This window comes from Pseudomonadota bacterium (assembly GCA_016711215.1).
Classification (GTDB): Bacteria; Myxococcota_A; Polyangia.
The window spans coordinates 757,690-776,619 of record JADJTL010000001.1 but is presented as its reverse complement, the minus strand read 5'-3'; the positions used below and the strand labels follow the sequence as shown (position 1 = coordinate 776,619).

The following is an 18,930-nucleotide window of genomic DNA, read 5'->3' as shown; positions in this document are numbered from 1 at the left end:
GGGGTTGCGTCGCTGGTGGCAGCGCCAGCGGCTTCCCGTGTTGATCTACCTGATCACGCTGCTCGTCTACATGGCCGCCAGCGGCAGCCGCCTGAAGGGCCACAGCCCCTACATCCACTACGTGGTGCTGGCCCAGGATCTCCTGCATGGGCGCATGTCGCTGGCCGGCGCGCCGCCGGATCAGGAGGATTGGGCGGTGCTCGACGAGCTGACGCTGGTCGACGGACGGCGGCTGCGCGGCGTCTTCTTGCAAACCGGCGGCGACCCGCACCGCTTCAAGACCACCCGCGGCCAGCGCCTCGTCGTTTCGCCGCAGGCGATCCGCTCGCGCCGGCGCGTCTCCTATGTGTCGTTCCCCTGGCTGCCGGCCGTGCTGCTGATGCCCTTCGTGGCGCTCTGGGGCCTGCTCTTCAACGACGTGCTCTTCGACGTCCTGCTCGGCGCGCTCAATCCGGTCTTGGTCTACCTGCTGCTGCGCCAGCTCCAGGAGCGCGGCCATAGCCGCCGAAGCACGGTCGACAATCTCTGGCTGACGGGGCTCTTCGCCTTTGGCACCGTCCACTTCTACAGCGCCGTCATCGGCCAGACCTGGTACATGGCGCACATGGTCGGCACCGCGCTGAGCGCGCTCTATGCGCTCGCGGCGCTCGACGCGCGCCGCCCGGCGCTGGCCGGGCTCGCGCTCGGACTCGGCTTCCTCGCGCGTGCGCCGATCCCCTTCGCCTTCCCCTTCATCGTCGGCGAGGTGCTGCGGCGCTATGGCCCACAGGCCGACCCTGATCGCGCCGACGACCTCGTCGGCCCCCGGCGCTCCTGGTCCGTCCGCGCCGTGGCCCTATGGCGTCGGCTCGATCGCCCCGCCGCGCTCCGTGCGCTGCTCCGCGCGGCGCTGCCTGCCTGCGCCATCGCTGGCGTCGCTGGCGTCGCGAACTACCTACGCTTCGACAGCCCCTTCGAGTTCGGCCACGCCTACCTCAACGTGCGTTGGACCGAGCGGATCCAGCGCTGGGGGCTCTTCAATTACCATTTTCTCTCGCGCAATCTCGCGGCCCTGTTCGTGCTGCTGCCGCGCATCCTCCCCCACGCTCCCTTCGTGCAGATCAGTCACCACGGGCTCAGCATCTTCCTCGTCACGCCGATCTTCGCCTATCTGATCTGGCCGCAGCGCCGCTCTCCGCTGCAGCCGGCGCTCTATCTGAGCGCGCTGCTGCCTCTGATTCTGCACCTGCTCTACCAAAACAGCGGCTGGCAGCAGTTCGGCTTCCGCTTCAGTCTCGACTTCACCGTCTACCTGATCATGCTCCTGGCCGTCGGCGGTTATCGCCTCGGCCCGCGGGCCAAGGCCCTGATCCTCTGGGCCGTGGCGATCAACACCTTCGGCGCCATCACCTTCTTTCGGATGTCGGGGACGTTCTACTACGACGATCTGCTCGCCGTTCCCTGAGCCCGGCTCGCCCCTGCAGCGCGCGGCGGAGCCCCGCGCGGGCAGCGCCGAGGATCATCTCAGACGGTGCTCGAGAAGGTCGGCCGCTCCTGCTGCGCGGGAAGATAGGCATCGAAGGCCATCGCCACGTTTCGCACGAAGAGCTGCCCGAGCGGCAGGATCTCCAGCGTCTGATCGCTGCGCCGCAGGAGCCCTGCCTCCTCGGCCCAGTCGAGCCCCGCGACCTCAGCGGCGAAATAACCCTCGGGATAGCCGTGGGCCCGCGCGACCTGCCCCAGGTCGACGGCGAAGTTGCACATCAGCCCGTGAATCACGTCGCGCCGCAGCAGATCCTCGGCCGTCAGCGCGCAGCCGCGCTCGATCGGCAGCTCGCCAGCGTCGATCTGCCGGTAGTAGTCGGCGATCCGCTTGACGTTCTGCGCATAGGCGCCCTGCACATCGCTGATCGCCGTGATGCCAAAGGCCAGCGTGTCGCCGCTGGGCTGCGTGATGTATCCCTGGAAGTTCCGATGCAGCCGGCGCACCAGCCGCGCCTGCGCCAGGGCATCGCTGGGCACCGCGAAGTGGTCCATCCCCACCTGTACGTAGCCGGCGGCCAGCAGCTTGCCGCGCGCCAGCTCGAAGAGGCGCACCTTCTGGACGGCGTCAGGCAGCTCGCCCTCATCGATGGCGCGTTGATGGGGCCGCATCCACGGGACATGCGCATAGCTGAAGAGGGCGAGCCGGTCGGGCCGCAGGCGCAGCGCCTGGTCCAGCGTCGTCGCGAAGGTCTCGAGCCGCTGACGCGGTAGTCCATAGACCAGGTCGAAGTTGATCGTGCGATAGCCGAGCGCGCGCGCAGCGCGGTAGAGGGCCTCGGTCAACGCCACGCTCTGATGGCGTCCGATGGCCTCCTGCACCTCCGGCGTGAAGTCCTGCACGCCCATGCTGACGCGGGTGAAGCCGCAGCGTCGCAGCAGCTCGAGCTGTTCGGGGCTGGTCACCCGAGGATCGACCTCGAGCGCGAGCTCCGCTCCATCGACCACCGAGAAACGCGCGCCGATCAACTGCCACAAGCGCTCGAGCTGCCGCAGATCGAGCCAGGTCGGCGTCCCGCCACCCAGGTGCAGCTGCTCGACGCGGCGCCGCCGCGGCAGATGCGCCGTCACCAGATCCATCTCGCGCGCCAGGTAATCGAGGTACCGGTCGACCTTCTGCGACTGCCCGGTGACGACGACGCTACAGCCGCAGTAGCGACACATCTCGCGGCAAAAGGGCAGATGCAGGTAGAGCGAGAGCGGCGCAGCGCTTCCCTCGCGCTCGGCCTGCGCCAGACGCTCCGCATACTCTGGCGCGCCGAAGCCCTCGGCATGCCAGGCGGGCGCGGTTGGATAGCTCGTGTAGCGCGGCCCAGGGCGGGCCATGCGCCGAATCAGGGGCTCATCCGCGATCGGAAGCCCGCTCGCCGACGTTGACGAGCACGTTGACGAGCGCGGATCCCCGCCAAGCGCTGCTGCGAACTCTGCGTCTGCCATCGAGCACGACTCCAGGGGAGGAAGGCGACTACCATAGCCGAACCGGCCCGCGGGGCAACCTGAGCCACCCAACTTGCGTGACAGCCAGCGAGCGGGGCGATTTCGACGATCAGCAGCGCGCAGGACCCCGATATTGAACTGCGCCCTGGGGTCCTGTTAAGGTTGGCCTGGCAACTGGGCCGGAGCCGGACACTGCCGTCCGCTAACCTGCTGCTGAGTGATTCCGAGCGCTGCCATGAGTGATTCGCCCATGACCTGTCCGAGCTGCGGCCACGACAACCCGCCGGGGTTTCGCTTCTGCGGCAACTGCGGCGCCAACGTGGGCGGCGCACCGGCGCAGCAGGAGCCGGCGGCCGGCGCCCGCACGCTCTACTTCGGCGCGATGCAGCAACCGAATCGCGCGAAGCTGATCCTGATCAAGGGCGAAGGACTCGACGGCGTCTCCTATCTGCTCAACGCCGACGAACACCTGACGGGGCGCGCCGAGGGGGAGATCCGCTTCCCCGACGACCCCTTCCTCTCACCTTGCCACGCCTCGTTCTTCTACCGTGACGGCGTGCTCTGCGTGCGCGACGAAGGCAGCGTCAACGGCGTCTTCGTCCGCATTCACGACGCGGTCCCCATCGAGCCCGGAACCCGCCTGCTCGTGGGGGAGCAGCTGATCGAGCTGGGCGAGATCAGCCCCAACGAGGGCCACGCCGAGACGGATGCCGCAGGCACCCACCTCTATACCAGCCCGCGACGGCCGGGCTTCTTCAAGTTGATACAACTCCTCCGCGGCGGCGCGGTCGGCATGGTCTTTCGGGCGCCGACCCAGAGCGTCAGCCTCGGCCGCGAGGGCAACGACATCAATTTCCCGGATGACCCCTTCATCTCGGGTCACCACGCTGCGATCGCTGTCGACGCCGAAGGCTACACCCTCACTGACCTGCGCTCGAAGAACGGCACCTTCGTCCGCATCGATCAGCCCTACCAGCTCACCCACGGCGACTACGTATTTCTCGGTCAGCAGTTGCTGCGCGTCGAGATCACCTGACGCCGGCGGCGAAGGAGTGCTCCCTTGATCGTCTGTCCGCGGTGCGGTCGCGACAACCAGGTTCACTTCCGCTTCTGCCTCGGATGTGGTGCCGAGCTGGGGCAGGCTGCACCGCTGACGCGGGGCGAGGCAGAGGCGCCGACGCTGCCGCCGGGCGAGTCACCGCTGACGCCAAGCGCCCTTACGGGAGCGCCACCTACTGGAGCGCCACCTGCTGCGGGCGCGCCTCAAGCTGGAGCGCCGCTCGTCGCGGAGGCGAGCCGCGTGGTGACCTGCCCCGGCTGTGGCCAGACCAACCCGGCCCCCTTCGCCTTCTGCGGCGGCTGTGGCGCCCGACTGCACGCGGCGCCAGCCGGGCACCCCTCGGCGCCGGGCTTGCGCCGCGTCAGCGCGGCCGGGGCCGACCCGAGCCAAGGCGCTGAGCCCAACGGCTCGGTCGGACGCCTGGCGCTGATCCGGCCGGACGGCAGCGAAGGCGACAGCGTCGTCTTCAAGACCAGCAGCGTGACGATCGGCCGCGACTCGGGGCCGCCCTTCGCCGGCGACCACTACCTCGGCCCGCAGCACGTGCGGCTGCACCGCGAAGGACCCGCGATCCTCGTCGAGGACACCGGCAGTCTGAATGGGGTCTTTGTCCGGATCGTCGCCGAGGAGCGGCTGCGCAGCGGCGATATCTTCCGGGTCGGGCAGGAGCTGCTGCGCTTCGACGCCATCGGCGAGCCAGCGCCGACAGCGGATGGCACCGAGGTGCTCGGCAGCCCCAACCCCGGCTACTGGGGCCGACTCAGCTTGCTGACGGGGTCCGCTAGCGATGGGGGCGCCTTCCCGCTGATGGGCGACGAAATGGCGCTCGGCCGCGAACGCGGCGACATCCTCTTTTCCGATGACGGTTACGTCTCCGCGATGCACGCGAAGGTGATGCTGACCGAGGACGGGCGCGTTTGCCTCGTGGACCTCGGCAGCTCCAACGGCACCTTCATCCGGCTGCGCGCGCCACGCACGGTGCCCTACGGCACGCTGCTGCTCCTCGGGCAGCAGCTCTTCCGCATCGAGACCGCCTAGTCGCGCCCAGTCGTCGCGCCCAGTCGTTCCGCCTCCAGTCTGCGACGCTCAGAGTTCCTTGCGATAGGTGAAGCCGGACCGGAGCACGACGGTCCGACCAGCTTCATCGGTGAGCACGACATCCACGCGGCCCTCGGGCCCCGGAGGGGTCTTGACGCGAATTCGCTCGCTCGACTCGACGATTACGGTCTTCGCCGACCGCTTATGGAACTGAACGCTCACGCTTCCCGCGAAGCCGCTGCCGGTCAGGAGCACGTCGTCGTTGCCACCAACGCTGCCAAAGGGCGGATCGGCCCGCTCGATGCGCGTCGCCGCGGGGGCGCAGGCCACCACCGCCAAGCCCAGCAGCAGTCCCCCGCAGACCACCAAGCGAGGCCTTCGGCAGGCGAAGTACAGCGGCATCGTCGGCCTCCCCATCCCACCCCACGGCGGAGGAAACGGTAATGGAGCCCGATGCTAGCACGATGCTCGGCTGCCCTCAGCAGAGGTCTTGACGCTCGAGCGCCACGCGAATCTTGCCCAGGGCCTGCTCCTGGAGCTGCCGAATCCGCTCGCGTGAGAGTTTGTAGTCCTCTCCGATCTCCTTCAGGGTCAGCTCCCGGTCATCGAGCAACCCGAAGCGGCGGCGCAGGATATCGGCCTCGATCGGTTTGAGCTCCTTGAGCAGCTCGAGCACGCGGGCGCTCATCGTCTGCAGCATCACGCTCTCCGAGGGCGACACCGCATCCTCGTCCTGGATCAGGTCGATGAACTTCCTGCCGTCGTCACCGCCGATCTCGCGGTCGAGCGACACCGGCTGGTCCATCAGATAGCTGTCGAGCCGACTGACCTTATCGAAGGCGATTCCCGACTCCTTCGCGATCTCCTCGCTCGTCGGCTGCCGCCCCAGTTTGCTGCTGAGCTCGCGCCGCGTGCGCGAAACCTTGTGGTGCGCATCGACCATGTGGACGGGCAAGCGGACCGCCCGCCCCTTATCGGCCAGCGCGCGACTGATCGCGTGGCGGATCCACCAGCTCGCGTAGGTACTGAAGCGGTAGCCGCGCCGGTAGTCGAAGCGCTCCACCGCCTTGATGAGCCCCATGTTTCCTTCCTGGATCAGGTCCCCCAGCGGCATCCGCCCATAGTTGAAGCGACGCGCGATGCTGACGACGAGACGCAGGTTGGCCTTGACGAATTCGTTGCGGGCCCGCTGTGAGCGCGAGAACTTGTCGTCGACCTCGCGCAGGTAGTTTTGCACCGCCCGCGGTGGCGCCTTGCTGCGGCTTGCGCCGCGCGCCCGCGGCCGCGCGCTCGCGCCCCTCGGTGCTGCCTCCTGCTGCAGCGCGGCGAGCACGGCGAAGAGCAGCTGGCGATCGACGTCACTGTCGTGCAGCCGCCGCCCGACGGCGTAGGCGAGGTCGCCATAGCGCCGCCGCGCCAGCGTCGAGACGGCGGGGGCACGGGCTGCTCGCGCGGCCCTGCGGAGCGCCACGGCGCCTTCGATCTGAACACCGGGCGCCTGGGCCTCTTCGACGGCCGCGAGCACCGACTCGACGACCAGGGGGCAGCTGAGGATATGGGCCCAGAGATCGACCTCGAGGTGCTCGATACGCCGCGCGGCCTCAAGCTCCTCCTCAGGTTTCAACACGGAAAGCGATGACATCTCCTTGAAATATCGTCCAAGGAAGTTCTCCGAGGCGGGTGTCGCGACACGGCTGGGGGCCTGGGCGACCCCCGGCTCAGGCGACGGCGCCGCTTCCGTTGGCGGCTCCTCGGCTTCGGACTCGAGCGCGGCGCTTGCCTCGAAGTCACCGACGACCGCCAAATCCGGCGAGGATTCATCGTCCCGACTCGCGGCGACGAGGTTTCTCTTTTCTCCCTGTCTGCCCATTGCCTAGCTCCGAAAGAGCCTCTTGCTCTCGATGATGGTTCCCTCTGGTCCCCCACCCTAGCCCATACCAGACCATACAGGTACCATTTTGCCTATCCCAGAAAGGCCAACCAGCGCGAGACGCTGTCTATTCCTCCGCGTTCCTGAGCGGCGCGTGGGTCCCCGCGTGGGCGCGCCCAACGCGGCGGAACCACTGCCCCGCCGCTCCAGCGGCATGCAGGGGCATACGCTGCACGCAGGCGATCGGATCTAATGCTCGCAGGGCAAGGGCGGGATCAGCCGGGCGCGAGGGGGACCTTCCAGCGCCGGTGGACCCAAAACCATTGGTCGGGAAACCGCCTCACCTGCGCTTCGAGGATGCGCGTCAGCTCAGCGGTAAAACAGTCGTCGGCGCGTCGCCGCGCCTCGCGCGTCGCTGGCCCACCGGCACCCGCGGGATCCGGCGTCGAAGCGAAGTGGAGCGGGGGAAGCAGCTCCACTTCGGGACCGGCAGCGCGGCGCACGAGGAAGGCCGGCACCACCGGCGCGCCACTCAGCCGCGCGAGTTGAGCGAGGCCTCTGGGCGTGGCCGCGGGCCGCCCGAAGAAGGGCACCACTGCACCACCGGGCTCATGCTGGTCGAGGACCATCGCCACGATCTCACCGCGCCGCAGGCACTGCGCCAGGCCGAGGGCCGAGCCCCGCGCCGGCCACAGGCGCACGCCGCAGCTGGCGCGCTGACCCATCCACCAGCGATTGAGCCCGCCGTCGCGCAAGCGCCGCGTGACCACGTTGACCGGCATTCCAGCCTGGGCTGCAGCGCAGGCCAGCAGATCCCAATACCCCAGATGAGCGCTGAGGACGATGACGCCACGCCCGTTCGCCAGCAGGCTGCGCAGCTCCAAGAGCGCCGCGGAACCCAGCAGCGCCTCGGCGGCCCCCGGGGTCAGCAGGGGCAGTCGGAAGAGCGCGACGGCGGCCGCCCCAAGATGAGCATAGACGCCGCGCGTCAGCGCGCGCAGCGCGGCCGGCGACTGCTGCGGAAAGGCCGCGCGCAGGTTCGCCAGCACCACGCCCCGTCGCCAGCGCAACCCGGCGCCGAAGAACGCGCCGATCAGCGCGCCGAGCCGTTCCGCCCCGCGCCGCGAGAGCCGGCAGCACATCCAGGCGATCGCGCCCCACACCGTAGTCAGCTCCGCCCGACGCCGCAGCGCGGCGCCTGCGCAAGAATCCCGTCCTCGGTGCGCGCGCTCACCAATTGACGCAGCGCCCGCTCCACCGCCGCTTCACCGTACAGGATCTCGACCGCGCAGCGCAGCGCCACGAGCGCCGCAGCGGCAGGCCACATTTCTGCGCGCACGAGGTCCTTCTCCGTGCACACGAGCAGGTCCGCGCCCGACGCCGCAGCTCGACGCCAGGCCCTTGCCGGCCAGAGCCGGTGGTCCTGAGCCAGCGCCTGCCCGACGACCGTGGCACCACAGCGCCGAAGCAACGCGAGGAAGGCCCAGGGGCGTGCGACGCCGGCCAGGACAAACACGCGCGCGCCTCGCAGCTGCGTCGCGAGGCCCAGCAGCACGCCGTCACGGCCGACGAGGCCCTGCGGCTGATAGCGCGAGGCGATCGCGCACGAAGCGCCCCTGCCTCGCCGGAAGCGGTCGAAGTCCTGCGGGGACCCACCGGCCCGCCCGTGCCACCAGCGCAGGCCCGCGGCCCCTGCGCTCCAGGCCCACTCCCGGCCGCGACCGGCGGGGATCGGCGGGGAGGGCCCATCCTCGTCGAACATCACCACGTCGAGCGCACGGTGCAGGCGCAGGTGCTGGAAGCCGTCGTCCACCACGACCACCTGCGCGCCCTCTCGGACCGCGAGCGCGGCCGCGCCTCGCTTGTCGGGCCCGCGCACGACGACAGCCTGCGGCAGCCGACGGGCCATCCAAACCGGCTCGTCACCGTACCAGCGCGCGGCCCCGGCCTCCGCGTCCCGGACGCGAAGCACCCGCCCTGCGGCCGCGCCGCGATAGCCCCCGAGCACCACCCCGACGCGCAGCCCGTCGCGCAGCAGTCGCTCGGCGATCCACGCCGCGATCGGCGTCTTGCCGCTGCCGCCGCAGGTCAAGGCCCCCACCGAGACCACGGGCACGCCGACGTCGTGAGCAGCGCACCAGCCGCTGCGATAGGCCGCGCGACGCAGGGCGCTGACGGCGCCAAGCACGCCTCCCAGGGGTCGCAGGAGGCCCAGCAGCGGCGACGGCGCGCTCGAGGGAAGTGACATGCTCGGGCCCACCATCCTTCGCGATCGTTGAGGGGGGTCGAAGGGAGCCCCGCAGCTGGGTGCAGGCGCCGCCACGATGACGGTGGCTGATCCCTCGATCTACTGCACCAGCGGCGCGAGCACGAGCGCCACCCGCTCGGCGTCGAGCTGAAGCTGTCGCGCGGCGGAGCGCGCCGCGCGCCCGGCCAGCTCGGCGACCGCAGGGTCGAGGAGTAAGCGATCGACAGCCTGCCCGAAGTGCGCGGCGTCACCGACCCGGGTGCTCCCACCGCGTTTGGCCAGCAGCGCGGCCTCCGCCACGCAGTGTTCGACATGCGGCCCGTGCAGGACAGGCACCCCGTGCACGGCCGGTTCGATCAGGTTGTGGCCGCCACGGGGCACGAGGCTGCCGCCGACGAAGGCAGCGACCGCACCGCGGTAGCATCGGGCCAACCTGCCCATCGTGCCATCGACGATGACCCGCGCGCGCGACGATCCCGCGCGCGACGATCCCGGGTTGCTTTGGTCGGCGCGAGAGCAGGGCAGACCGCTCGCCTTCAGCAGCCGCAGCAGCCGATCAGTCTGATGCACGTAGCGCGGGAAGATATCGATCTCGAGGCGCGGCCAGCGGCTGAGCAAGCGCCCGAGCTCGGGAAGGAGCTGTCTCAGCTCGGCGAGGTGGAGACTACCGAGCACCAGCCGTTGCGCGCCGTTGGCGCCCGGCGACCGCGGGGGAGCAGGGTCGAGGCGCGCGACTGGACCGCAGGCCGCGTGCTTGCTGCTCGAGTTGATGCGGAGGCGTGCGGCCGGCACGCCGGCGGCGACGAAGCGCGCGGCATCTGCGGCGGTCACGGCCACCACCAGGCGGAGCGCAGCGAAGCGGGGGCGAAAGAGGAACGCGAAGCGCCGGTACCAGCGCAGGCTGCGCGGAGACATACGCCCGTTGACGATCGCGCAGGCGATCCCGCGCTGGGCGCAAGCCGCGATCCAAGTCGGCCAGAGCTCCAGGCCTTCGATCACCACCAGCCGTGGCGCGATGGCGTCGAGGGCCCGGCGCACGGGCCAGCGCAAATCGAGCGGCGCGCGCAGCAGCGGCACGGCATCGCCCTGCGCGCCGAGGAACTCGCTGGCGCTGCGGGTGAAGCACGAGGCCACGACCCGCGTGCCACCGGTGCGTAGCCCCAGCAGCAGCGGCAGCAGGGCCCTGAGGTCACCGGCGCTGGCGCCGTGAAACCAGACGGGCCCCGGCCGACCATCAACCGGCGGCGGGGGCCAACCCCAGCCCAGCCGCTGCGCCAGGCCGCCACGCAGGCGCGGGTGGAGCGCCAGGAGCGGCAGGAACACGGGCAGTAGCGACCCGAACAGAGCCTCGTACACCCATCGCCCGACCCGCGCGCCGATCGTCCGCACGCATGCGCGCTGCCGCCGGCTGGGGTTTCCAGCGCCCCGCACAGCAGCAAACACACCGTCACCCTCAGTCACTGCGGGCACTCCTCCGGAGCGGTGCTCGCCGGGTCCAGCTCCGCAGCGCGAGGTTCCATCGGCCGAGCGGACTAGTCGCCGCGGCGCTCGGCGAGGACGATCAGCGCCGCCGAGTCGTTGCCAAAGAAGCGCCCTCGATGGGCCCAGTGGCCCGAAACATCGAGCACCCGAAACCCGGCGTGATGGAGCAGCTTGCCCAGCTCATGAAGGCTGTAACAGCGAATCGAGATCACGTGCTCGATATGGCGCCCGTCCATGAACACCACGGCGCGACGGTTATGCAGTCGGCTGGTGTAGAAGTTGAAATCAACCTCCTCCAGTACCAGGCAGCCATCCCCCTCCCAGCCGAGGCGAGCAGGCAGGCCACGGCTGATGTAATCGCGATTGACAACCTCGAGCAGCAGCCGTCCGCCAACCCGCAACGCTCGCCGCATCGACTGCAGCACCCGGCGGTTCGTTTCGTCGTCAAAGAAGCCGAAGCTGGTGTTCAGGCAGTAAGCGCACTCGAATTTTTCCTGCTGGTCCATCTCGCGGAAGTCGCCATGGACGAAGTTGACCTTGAGGCCGCGTCGCTGCGATTCGTCCGCCCCGCGGATCAGCAGCGGCAGGGAGAGATCGAAGGCGGTGACCTTCGAGTAGCCCCGGGATGCCAGCTCCACCGCGTGCCGACCGACGCCGCATCCGAGGTCGATGATCTCCGCCTCCTTGGCGGGGTGCAGGGCGCGCTCGAGGAAATCGACCTCGCTGCGGGTGGAGGCCGACGTCAGCGACGGTAGCGTCCGCAGGTAGTCCTCGTCGAAGATGACCTCGAACCACGCCTTGCTGGGCGCCCCGGCCGCCCGAATCGGCGCGGTCGGCTCGCTGCGACGCTGCGCCTCGCGCGCTAGGCCGCCGGCCGTCGGCTCGGCGGCGCCCGCTCCATGCGGGGCAGCAGTAGGCCCCTGGAAGGGCGCGTCGTCCGGCGCGACACCAGGCAGCGAGTCGGGTGGCGCCGAGGTGATGACCCCATCCTCAGGAGCCTGCGCCAGCCGGGCCTCGGCGAGCGGGAGGCGCACCTCCCCCGCCGTCGCCCCGAGCGACGCGACGCCCCAGGGCGAGAGGTTGGCATCGAGCTCGAGCTCCGGGAGGGGCGGAGGGGTCGGCATGTCCTCCATGTCCTCCATGTCGTCGCCGCTGAGCTCCTGCTCGGCGAGCCCCAACCCAGGGCGGGCCACCACGTCGGCGTCGCCCGCGACCTCGTCGGACTCAGCCGCGTCGAGTTGCTGCACTGACGCCGCCTCCCCCTCCGACCCCTGCCGGTGCAGCGCGGCCACCAGGAGCGCCATCCGGCGGGAGGCATCGAACTCCTCCGCACGAGGCTCTTCACCCGCCTCCAAGTCGCCGGCGAGCGCCGCCGGGGCCGTCAACGTCCCCGGGAGGTCCACCACGATGTCGGGCTCGCTGACCGGGTCGAGGGGCTCGGCAGCGGCGACGGCGGCCGACCCGAGGTCGACGGGAGGCGCGCCCTCGTCGAAGGTATCGCCGCCCTTCGTCATCGTTGCGCTCGCTCCTCGGGCGCCGCCACGGGGCTCGGCTCCACGCCACCCTGCGCGACCGCCTGGCCCATCCGCACGACGTCCCCACGGGCCACGAGCAGCCCCGTCCGGTCGGCAGCGGCCAACAAGATCACCGTCGAGCCGAGGCGGAAGGCCGCCAGCTCCTGCCCTTTGTCGACCTCCAGCGGTCGCGTGAAGACGGTGAACGACCCGGGACCCTCCGGCACCGTCGTCGTAATGAGGCCGACGCCCGCAGCCCCGACGCAGACCAGGGCCAGCGGACCGAGCGCCCCAGCCAGCTCGAAGACCAGGCGCTCATTGCGCACGAAGAGCCCAGGCACGCGGTCGACCACCCAATGCTGTACCGGCAGCAGCGCGCCGGCGATCCGCCGCAGCGTCCGCAGCGATCCCGCGACCGGCGCATGGATCCGATGGTAGTCGCGTGGATGGAGGTAGATCGTGAGGTAGACGCCACCCTCGAAGCGCGCAGCGAGGCGCGCGTCGCCCAGCAGCTCGGACACCTCGTAGTCGATGCCCTTCGCCTGCAGCAGGCGGGAGCCCCGCACCGTACCGCAGGCCGTCACCGTGCCGTCCACCGGCGAGACCAAGGTCGTCGCCCGGGGATCGACGGCTCGCGCGCCCGCGCGCAGGCGCCGTGCGAAGAACTCGCCCACTGAAGCATATTGATCGAGCGGCAGCTCAGCCTCCGCTGCGTCGATGCCCAGCCGCGCGGCGAAGCGACGCAAGATCGGCTGGCGTAGCGGCGGCGGCAGCGGGATCGCCGCGAGCCGCCCGAGCAAGCGCGTATACAAGGCCAGCGGCGCGCGCTCCAAGAGCGCCGCAAGTACCGATCCGTTGTCCTTCATCGCATTGCTCAGACCAGCCACCCGCCGACCGGATCCGCCAGGAATTGGCCAGTCATTATAGGAAGGTGGATGCGCGGGGTCAAACCAAGCCGAAAACCGAGCGCGGCGCCCCCGGCGGCGCCGAAGCGGGAAGCCGCGGAGCCCTGGCCCTCGGCGAAGGCCCTCAGGGCGCTCGTGGGGACGGCTATAGCGCCTGCTCGCCGGTCTCGCCCGTACGGATCCGCACGGCCTCTTCGACGGGCGTGACGAAGATCTTCCCGTCCCCGATGCGGCCCGTGCGCGCGGCGCCGATCAACGCCTCGACGACCTGCGCGACCAGCGTGTCGACGACCACGACCTCGACCTTGACCTTGGGTACGAAGTCCACGACATAGGCCGATCCGCGATAGACTTCCATCTTGCCGCCGGTGCGCCCGAAGCCCTTGACCTCAGTTACCGTCATCCCCTGGACGCCGAGATCGCTGAGGCTCTCTTTGACCTCGTCAAGCTTGAAGGGCCGCACCACCGCTTCGATCTTCTTCACCGTCGCTCTCGCTTTCTCGCCGGCCTCACCGCAGCGGCTCCACCCGCCCACCGAGCCGACCCGCGCGCTGCCGCGCTGTCCATCTCATACCAAGGCCCGCGGCCGGCTTCAAGCGAACCTCACGCCCGCGCCCTTGGCTCGCCGCGGCGCGCGACCCGCTGCCAGGCTTCGCGCCCAGCACGGAACCCACCGCGCATGAGCCCCACGCCGCCCATCCTCGTGCGCCGTGGCAGGGCCTCCGACGTCGTCGGCATCGCCGCCATCGACGCCCTTTGCTTCGATCCAGCTTGGGACGCCGAGAGCTGGCGCGCGGAGCTCGAGCGGCCCTTGAGCGAGACCCTCGTCGCCCTCGGCGCTGGCGACGACGCGCAAGGGCACGCCGGGGTCCTCGCCTATTGCCTGCTCTGGCACGTCGCCGATGAGCTGCACCTGCAGCGGATTGCGGTGGCCCCGGAGCGGCGGCGCGAGGGGCTCGCGCGCGCCCTGCTCGAACGAGCGCTGGCGAGCGGCCGAGCGGCGGGGCGACGCTGTCTGCTGCTCGAGGTTGGCGCGCGCAAGCAGGGCGCTCTCGCGCTCTATCAATCGCTGGGCGGCGCGATCGTCGGGCACAGGCGAGGCTACTACGCCGACGGCGACGACGCGCTGCTGCTGACCGTCGAGCTGAGCCCACTGCCTTAGGGCGGCGCCGCCGTCGCCGCTTCGATCGCCGTCCACAGCGCTCGCACCTGGCGCCGCGTCGCGCGCCGCGCGCCGGAGTTGTCGATCACGAAATCGGCCAGCGCTCGTTTCTGCTGCTGCGGAAGCTGGGCCGCGAGTCGCGCCGCTGCCGCGCCCGCGCCCAGGCCGTCGCGGCGCCGCAAGCGCCGCAGGCGACGCCGATCGTCGGCCACCACCACGATCAGCAGATCCACCTCGCGGTGGCGTCCGGTTTCTACGAGCAACGCGGCATCGTAGACCACCCGTCGCGCCCCCAGGCGCGCCAGCGCGCTGATCGCGTCCCGGGCGGCCCGGGCGATGGCTGGGTGCACGATGGCCTCCAGCCGACCCCGAGCAGCTGGCTCGCCGAAGACACGCTGCGCCAGCGCGGCGCGGTCGAGCGCTCCCGAGGCGGCGACGACGTCGCGCCCGAAGGCGCCGACCACCGCTGCGAACACCGCGGTCCCCGGCGCCACAACGTCGTGCGCCAGCGCATCGGCGTCGACCACAGCCGCGCCGAGCTCCCTCAGCATCGCCGCCACGGTGCTCTTGCCCGCGGCGATACCACCGGTCAGGCCGATCACCCACGGCCGAGCCCATCCGCGCTGCGCGGCACCGTCTTCCACGCCGCGCATCATAGCAGCCGGTCGATCTAATGCTCCTGTCGCGACGCGGGACGCTGCGATCCGCGGTCGGGGTCGGTCACCCGCCAGCGCCTCAGCCGGCGGCGCTCGAGCGCGAGAGCCTTGCCCTTGTGGCGCAGCTCGGCGACAGTCCGCGTCGCCACCGGTGGACGCTGCGACTCGCAGCGACGCCGGCGCGGAGTTCGCGCGACATGACTGATCCGCTACCACCCGCGACGACCGCTGACTTCGTCATCGCCTGCGGCAAGGCCGCCCAGTTCCCCGATAGCGCGCTCCCAGAGGTGGCCATCGCTGGCCGCTCCAACTGCGGCAAGTCCGCGCTGATCAACGCGCTGACCGGGCGACATCGCCTGGCGCACAGCTCAGGAACGCCCGGCCGCACGCGCCAGATCGTCTACTTCGCGGTTCAGCTCGCGCTGCGCGAGCGCCGCTTTCATCTGGTCGATCTGCCGGGCTACGGCTGGGCACGTGTACCGCAACGCCTGCGCGGGCAATGGGGTGGCCTGATCTCGACCTACATCGAGGAGCGTCCGCAGCTCAGCCTGGTGCTGCTGCTGATCGATATTCGTCGAGCGCCGGCGCAGGAGGAGCACGACCTGCTCGAGTGGTGTGCCCTGCGGCAGCGCCGCACGCTGACGGTCCTGACCAAGGCGGACAAGCTGAGCAAGGCCCAGCGCTTCGCCGCAGCCACGCAGGCTCAACGAGCGCTCTCGCTCCCACGACCACCGCTGGCTTGCTCGGTCACCCTGCGGGAGAGCATCGCCGAGCTACGCCGCGTGCTGCTGCGCGAGCTCGAGCTCGCCGCGCCGGCGGCGGCGACGGACGAGACGAGGGCCAGCACCGCGGGTGGCGCCGCCTGAAGGGGCGTGCCCGCACGGGCGACTGCCTATTGGCGACTGCCGATTGGCTCCGCGGCTGCGCGTTAACGCAGGCGAGCCAGTCGCCAACCTAGCGCCAGCCGGTCGGCGACCTAGCGCGACGCCGCGATCACGCCCTGAACCACGAGCTGCGCCAGGATACGACAGGCCTCGAAGTGACTCATGCCTGAGATATCGAGAATGTCCTCGTAGCTCAACACCCCATCGACGCGCGAGAGGATGAAGCCGGCCCGATGGTCGAGCTTCTGCCACAGGACCTGCTGCGGCGGCACCTGCAACGCGGGGACGGCGTGGAGGTCCACCAGCACACGCTCGTACTGGCGGACCAGCTCCTGCCGACAGCGCGCGAGCAGCTCAGCGCTGGCGGCGTCGCCCGCGCCCTGCGCCGCGATACCCTCCAAGATCGGTAGGGCGGCCTCGAGCTCGCCCGCAGCGACATGCGCCCGCGCGACTTCGACGGGGCTCGCCGCATCGGGCGCCACCGGCGCCACCGGCGCCACCGCCCGTCCGCCCGGCGTCCCGCCAGCCGAGACCTCCGCCACCCATTCACGCGCCAAACGGGCCGCCTCGTCGTGCGGTTGCACCTCACAGGTCGGGAGATCGGCGCCCCAGTCCAGCACCAGCGGCGCAGCGGGATCGCTGGCCCCCACCAGCAGGCGCTCCGCCGTCCGTCGCTGCGGCGCCATCGTCGCCGGGGTCGCGGCATCGGTCGCCAGCTCGTAGTTTGGTCCGTCGCCAAACGCGGGCTCCGGCTCGGGCGGAGCCACGGTCACAGGCGGCACGCGGAGCCGTGGCAGGCCCGGCGCCGATCGACGCGCGCCGGCGCCCGAGGTCGGCGACCGCGCCGCTGGGCCGGGGCTGCCCTTTGCGCCGCTGCCGCCGCCGCCGCCGAAGGCCTGGTCGAGCGCCCGGCGGTGCGTCTCCACATAATCGATGTATTGGCGCGCCAGCTGATGCTGCGGCTCGCTGCGCAGGGCTTCCTGCCAGCAGCGCAAGGCTTGATCCATCCGACCTGCGCTGTAGAGCCGCAGCCCCTCTTCGACGAGGCGCGCGGCCTTCGCCGGGCCGTCAGTCATGCGTCCCTCGTGACGCTCTGGCCGCCGACAGGCTGCAGTAGTCGGCGAAGGTGGCGCGCGGGCCACGCTGGCAAGACCAGTGGGCCCCAAGCACGACGGCGAGGCTCGCCCTCGCCGCGCTCGCCTGCTTTGCCACGCCAACGCATCGCGCCGACGGCCTCCGAATAAAGACGCAACAAAGAGCTATCCGACCAGCTTCAGCCGGCCACAGCCTCAGCTGGCGCGGCTGCGCGACACGACGCCCCGAAACATGTTGAGCGTGCGATCAAGCGCCTCGCGCGCCTCGCTCATCGCCTTGCGCTCGCGCGTCACGACCGCCCCCTTCGCGCGATCGAGCACGACGCGGGCCTTGGACATGGCATCCTTGCCGAAATCGCTGCCCGCGATGACCGCGTCGACGTCGGGGAAGAGTCGCTCCGCCTCGTCGATGACCTTCTGCAGCGCCTGCTTCTCGCGCTCGATCTCTTCGTTATCACGCAGCTCGACCAAGTAGTCCTTGTTCTCGTCGACCATGCGTCGGATCTCGTCCTCCGTGAGGCCGCTCGTCGCCGTGACGGTGATGCTCTGCTGCTGCCCCGTCTCGAGGTCCTTCGCGTGAACAGCGACGATGCCGTCGGCGCTGATCTCGAAGGTCACCTCGATCTCGACCTCGCCCTTGAGGGCACGTCGCAGCCCCGTGAGGATGAACTCGCCGAGCAGCTCGTTCTCCTCGGCGCGCTCAGCCTCACCCTGGAGCACGAGGATCTTCACCGAGGTCTGGTTGTCCTTGATCGTGGTGAAGATATGGCTCTTGCTGGTCGGCACCGTCGTGTTCTGCTCGATCAGCTTATGCAAGAGCCCGCCGACGATCATGATGCCCAACGAGTGCGGCGTCACGTCGAGCAGCAGCATCTCGCTGTCCTCCTCGAGCAGCGCCGCGCCCTGGATCGCCGCGCCGAGCCCGACCACCTCGTCGGGGTGCACGCCCTTGCACGGATCGAGGCCGAAGAACTCGGCGACCATCTCCTGCACCTTCGGCATGCGCGTCTGGCCACCGACGAGAATCACATCCTCCAGCTCCGACCGATCGATATTGGCCTCTCGCAGCGTCTTCTTGCAGATGTGAATCGTGCGCTCGACGAGATCGACGGTCAGCTCATCGAGCTTCTCGCGGGTCAAGGTGCGCTGCAGATGCAGGGGTTCGTTGCTGGCGGTGCTGATGATGAAGGGCAGGTTGATCTCGGTCTCTTTGACGGCGCTCAGCTCGCACTTCGCCTTCTCGGCGACGTCCTTCAGCCGCTGCAGCGCCATCTTGTCCTTGCGCAGGTCGATCTTATGCTCCTTGGCGAAGCCGAAGACCAACCAGTCGATGATCCGCCGGTCGAAGTCTTCGCCGCCGAGCAGCGTGTCGCCGGCGGTGCTGATCACCTCGAACACGCCGTTGCCGATCTCAAGGATCGAGATGTCGAAGGTCCCACCGCCGAGGTCGAAGATCGCGACCTTGCGCTCCAGGTTCTTGCCAAAGCCGTAGGCCAGCGCTGCGGCGGTCGGTTCGTTGATGATGCGGATGACGTCCAGCCCGGCGATCCGTCCAGCGTCCTTGGTCGCCTGCCGCTGGCCATCGTTGAAGTAGGCTGGGACGGTAACGACAGCCTTGAGGACGTCCTCGCCGAGGTACTCCTGCGCGACGAGCTTCATCTCTTGCAGGATGTAGGCGGAGATCTCAGGCGCCGAGAAGACCTTCTCGCGCAGCTCGATGCGGACGTCGTTATGCGGCCCCTCGATGATGCTGTAGGGCACGCTCTCGCGCGCCGCGGTCACCGAGGCGTCGGCCCACTTGCGTCCGATCAGACGCTTCACGGCGTAGACAGTGTTCTCGGCGTTGGTAATCGCCTGGCGCTTGGCAATGTGCCCCACGAGCCGCTTGCCGTTCTCGGCCAAGGCCACCATCGAGGGCGTCGTGCGATAGCCTCCCCGGTTGGGGATCACCGTCGGCGCCCCATCCTCAACGATGGCCACGCACGAGTTCGTCGTGCCGAGATCGATACCGATTACCTTCTCCATCGTCTTCCCGTTTCACTGACTGGAGTTGATCATT

The 18,930-nt window shown here is 70.0% G+C and carries 17 protein-coding genes; 5 read left to right on the top strand and 12 right to left on the bottom strand.

Annotated elements, in window-relative coordinates:
* Nucleotides 1-4 precede the first annotated feature (4 nt).
* Nucleotides 5-1,444 carry a hypothetical protein gene (locus tag IPL40_03045; protein MBK8480144.1) on the top strand — a complete coding sequence of 480 codons (1,440 nt, stop codon included), beginning with the start codon at nucleotides 5-7 and terminating at the stop codon, nucleotides 1,442-1,444.
* 59 nt (nucleotides 1,445-1,503) lie between these two features.
* On the opposite strand, the gene hemN is transcribed toward IPL40_03045, so the two are convergent.
* The gene (gene hemN, locus IPL40_03040; protein ID MBK8480143.1) at nucleotides 1,504-2,958 is read right to left on the bottom strand and encodes an oxygen-independent coproporphyrinogen III oxidase; all 1,455 of its coding nucleotides are present in this window, start codon (nucleotides 2,956-2,958) and stop codon (nucleotides 1,504-1,506) included.
* Nucleotides 2,959-3,193: 235 nt separating this feature from the next.
* On the opposite strand from hemN, the gene IPL40_03035 reads away from it, so the two are divergent.
* Nucleotides 3,194-3,994 (top strand): FHA domain-containing protein, encoded by an 801-nt coding sequence (locus tag IPL40_03035; GenBank protein MBK8480142.1) that lies wholly within the window; start codon nucleotides 3,194-3,196, stop codon nucleotides 3,992-3,994.
* A gap of 24 nt (nucleotides 3,995-4,018) precedes the next feature.
* The gene (locus tag IPL40_03030) at nucleotides 4,019-5,056 is read left to right on the top strand and encodes an FHA domain-containing protein (GenBank protein MBK8480141.1); all 1,038 of its coding nucleotides are present in this window, start codon (nucleotides 4,019-4,021) and stop codon (nucleotides 5,054-5,056) included.
* A 48-nt stretch (nucleotides 5,057-5,104) separates the two neighbouring features.
* Here IPL40_03030 and IPL40_03025 read toward each other — a convergent pair whose 3' ends face one another.
* The 8 genes from IPL40_03025 to IPL40_02990 all read right to left on the bottom strand — a co-directional run bounded on the left by IPL40_03025 (nucleotide 5,105) and on the right by IPL40_02990 (nucleotide 13,559).
* Nucleotides 5,105-5,458: an IPT/TIG domain-containing protein gene (locus IPL40_03025; protein ID MBK8480140.1), complete on the bottom strand. Its 354-nt coding sequence runs from the start codon at nucleotides 5,456-5,458 to the stop codon at nucleotides 5,105-5,107.
* Between the two features lie 76 nt (nucleotides 5,459-5,534).
* The gene (locus IPL40_03020; protein MBK8480139.1) at nucleotides 5,535-6,698 is read right to left on the bottom strand and encodes a sigma-70 family RNA polymerase sigma factor; all 1,164 of its coding nucleotides are present in this window, start codon (nucleotides 6,696-6,698) and stop codon (nucleotides 5,535-5,537) included.
* A 503-nt stretch (nucleotides 6,699-7,201) separates the two neighbouring features.
* Entirely contained in the window at nucleotides 7,202-8,089 is an 888-nt protein-coding gene (locus IPL40_03015; protein MBK8480138.1) for a lysophospholipid acyltransferase family protein, read from the bottom strand.
* A 5-nt stretch (nucleotides 8,090-8,094) separates the two neighbouring features.
* Complete coding sequence (gene lpxK, locus IPL40_03010; GenBank protein ID MBK8480137.1) at nucleotides 8,095-9,174, bottom strand: tetraacyldisaccharide 4'-kinase; 1,080 nt, start codon at nucleotides 9,172-9,174, stop codon at nucleotides 8,095-8,097.
* A 99-nt stretch (nucleotides 9,175-9,273) separates the two neighbouring features.
* Nucleotides 9,274-10,497, bottom strand: a complete 1,224-nt coding sequence (locus IPL40_03005; GenBank protein MBK8480136.1) for a hypothetical protein — start codon at nucleotides 10,495-10,497, stop codon at nucleotides 9,274-9,276.
* Nucleotides 10,498-10,706: 209 nt separating this feature from the next.
* Nucleotides 10,707-12,170: a methyltransferase domain-containing protein gene (locus IPL40_03000; GenBank protein ID MBK8480135.1), complete on the bottom strand. Its 1,464-nt coding sequence runs from the start codon at nucleotides 12,168-12,170 to the stop codon at nucleotides 10,707-10,709.
* Nucleotides 12,167-13,036 carry a phosphatidylserine decarboxylase gene (gene psd, locus IPL40_02995; GenBank protein MBK8480134.1) on the bottom strand — a complete coding sequence of 290 codons (870 nt, stop codon included), beginning with the start codon at nucleotides 13,034-13,036 and terminating at the stop codon, nucleotides 12,167-12,169. Before psd ends, IPL40_03000 begins: the two co-directional genes overlap by 4 nt.
* Before the next feature lie 184 nt (nucleotides 13,037-13,220).
* The gene (locus tag IPL40_02990) at nucleotides 13,221-13,559 is read right to left on the bottom strand and encodes a P-II family nitrogen regulator (protein MBK8480133.1); all 339 of its coding nucleotides are present in this window, start codon (nucleotides 13,557-13,559) and stop codon (nucleotides 13,221-13,223) included.
* Between the two features lie 195 nt (nucleotides 13,560-13,754).
* Here IPL40_02990 and IPL40_02985 point away from each other — a divergent pair, with 195 nt between their 5' ends.
* On the top strand, nucleotides 13,755-14,237 hold the full coding sequence (locus tag IPL40_02985; GenBank protein MBK8480132.1) for a GNAT family N-acetyltransferase: 483 nt from the start codon (nucleotides 13,755-13,757) through the stop codon (nucleotides 14,235-14,237).
* Here the strand turns inward: IPL40_02985 and IPL40_02980 are convergent.
* A complete protein-coding gene (locus tag IPL40_02980; GenBank protein MBK8480131.1) occupies nucleotides 14,234-14,890 on the bottom strand; it encodes a dephospho-CoA kinase in 657 nt (218 codons plus the stop codon). The genes IPL40_02985 and IPL40_02980 overlap by 4 nt on opposite strands.
* Before the next feature lie 200 nt (nucleotides 14,891-15,090).
* Here IPL40_02980 and ysxC point away from each other — a divergent pair, with 200 nt between their 5' ends.
* Nucleotides 15,091-15,759: a ribosome biogenesis GTP-binding protein YsxC gene (gene ysxC / locus IPL40_02975; protein ID MBK8480130.1), complete on the top strand. Its 669-nt coding sequence runs from the start codon at nucleotides 15,091-15,093 to the stop codon at nucleotides 15,757-15,759.
* A gap of 110 nt (nucleotides 15,760-15,869) precedes the next feature.
* Here the strand turns inward: ysxC and IPL40_02970 are convergent, their stop codons facing one another.
* On the bottom strand, nucleotides 15,870-16,853 hold the full coding sequence (locus IPL40_02970) for a hypothetical protein (protein MBK8480129.1): 984 nt from the start codon (nucleotides 16,851-16,853) through the stop codon (nucleotides 15,870-15,872).
* A 213-nt stretch (nucleotides 16,854-17,066) separates the two neighbouring features.
* Entirely contained in the window at nucleotides 17,067-18,896 is a 1,830-nt protein-coding gene (gene dnaK / locus IPL40_02965) for a molecular chaperone DnaK (GenBank protein MBK8480128.1), read from the bottom strand.
* Nucleotides 18,897-18,930 lie beyond the last annotated feature (34 nt).